The sequence below is a fragment of the Brucella thiophenivorans genome, from assembly GCF_002252445.1.
GTDB lineage: Bacteria > Pseudomonadota > Alphaproteobacteria > Rhizobiales > Rhizobiaceae > Brucella > Brucella thiophenivorans.
The window spans coordinates 1-1,926 of the sequence record NZ_NNRJ01000043.1; the positions used below are offsets into that span (position 1 = coordinate 1).

Consider the following 1,926-nt stretch of genomic DNA (forward strand, 5'->3'; position numbering starts at 1 on the left):
TAATTCTATTTATGCTATAGATGTCAAATGAAATCTTAAAGGAGGCTATCATGAGAGTGAGCCGCGTACAGGCCGAGCAGAACCGAGAACGGGTAATTGATGTTGCCAGCCGCTTATTCAGGCAGCATGGCTTCGATGGAATTGGTCTTAAAGATCTCATGAAAGGGGCCGGACTTACGCAGGGAGGCTTCTACAAACAATTTGAATCGAAAGACGATCTTGCGGCCCTCGCATCTAGACGCGCCATGGAAAGCGCCACGCGAGTTTGGTCGAACGCTGCTGCAAATGGATCAAACCCACTTGAGGCATTAATTTCCTTTTACCTCTCAAAGGACCACAGGGAAGAAAAAGCTGACGGTTGTCCGTTGGTTGCCTTGGGAGCGGACGCTGCGCGTCAAAGTAAAGATGTTCGACAACCATTCGAGGACGGAATCAGGGCTCATTTCGAGGTTTTGGACGAATTGATGCAGGAGACCGACAGGTCGAACCCGAGCAGCAAGGCGATCGCAATTTTGTCCCTTATGGTCGGTGCTGTCACGATGTCCCGCCTCATTGAGGATGAGAACTTGTCGCAAAATGTCCTCGATACAGCCGCTAACGAAGTGAGGCGCATTGCGGGTGTTCAAGGGGATGACTGTCGATATGAAGGTTGCGCCCCAACATGATAGCGACTTCTACTATTTGGTCCCGGTCGTGAGCCGAATTGGTTTTGCGGATTACATATTGTGCCAATAGCGCTCTTAAAGCCCGACAAAAACTACATGTTCTGAGAATTGATTCCGGCCCGCTCTAGCCCGTCCGTGACGAACATACCAAATTCAAAAAACAAAGGCGGAAAACCTATGCGTAGGATCGTTGTAACAGGAATGGGAGCTGTCAGCCCCCTCGGAGCGACCGCTGGCAATTCCTGGTCACGTCTACTTGCGGGACAGAGCGGTATTCGACGACTGGGAGATGATGTCGTCGCTGATCTTCCATCTAAGATCGGCGGAGTGGTCCCTTCAATCACGGATGATGTTGAAGGCGGCTTTGACCCGGATACAGTCCTTTCACCCAAAGACCAACGCAAGGTCGACCGATTTATCATGTTCGCACTCGCCGCAGCTGAAGAAGCGCTCGCTCAGGCACAGTGGAAGCCAACTTCGAATGAAGACAAACTACGGACTGCTACGATTATCGCGTCCGGCATAGGTGGGTTTCCCGCAATAACAGATGCAGTCCGCACCGTCGATCAACGCGGTGTCCGCCGTCTTTCGCCCTTCACTATTCCGTCGTTTCTCGTCAACCTCGCAGCTGGACAAGCGTCGATCCGTTTTGGCTTCAAAGGTCCTCTCGGTGCCCCTGTCACGGCATGCGCTGCCGGCGTTCAGGCTATCGGCGATGCTGCCAGAATGATCAGGGCGAATGAAGCAGACATTGCGCTTTGCGGCGGAACTGAAGCCTGCATGAACACTGTTAGTCTCGGCGGTTTCGCCGCGGCACGATCTCTTTCGACCAGCTTCAATGACACGCCGAGCAAGGCATCGCGGCCCTTCGATACCGCTCGCGACGGATTTGTTATGGGCGAAGGAGCGGGAATGCTGGTTATTGAAGCGCTCAGTCATGCGCTTGCTCGCGGTGCGACGCCAATTGCCGAACTCGTCGGGTACGGAACAACAGCCGACGCCCACCATATCACCTCTGGCCCCGAGGACGGCAGTGGTGCACGCAGAGCCATGGAGATCGCCATTGCACAGGCTGGAATAAAGCCCGGCGACATTGGCCATCTGAATGCACATGCTACCTCGACATCAGTTGGCGACCTAGGAGAAATCAGAGCTATCAAGAGCGTTTTTGGCTCTAACAATGGGATCGCGGTTAGCGGAACAAAATCCGCGACAGGTCATCTGTTGGGCGCGGCCGGAGGGCTTGAGGCCATTTTTACAA

The 1,926-nt window shown here is 53.7% G+C and carries 2 protein-coding genes; both read left to right on the forward strand.

The window, feature by feature from the left end; translation table 11 throughout:
• Nucleotides 1-50: 50 nt before the first annotated feature.
• Nucleotides 51-665, forward strand: coding sequence for a TetR/AcrR family transcriptional regulator (locus tag CEV31_RS13205; RefSeq protein ID WP_094507536.1), 615 nt, complete (start codon nt 51-53; stop codon nt 663-665).
• Between the two features lie 177 nt (nt 666-842).
• Nucleotides 843-1,926: beta-ketoacyl-ACP synthase (locus tag CEV31_RS13210; RefSeq protein ID WP_094507537.1), on the forward strand; the 1,084-nt coding region annotated here is incomplete at its 3' end.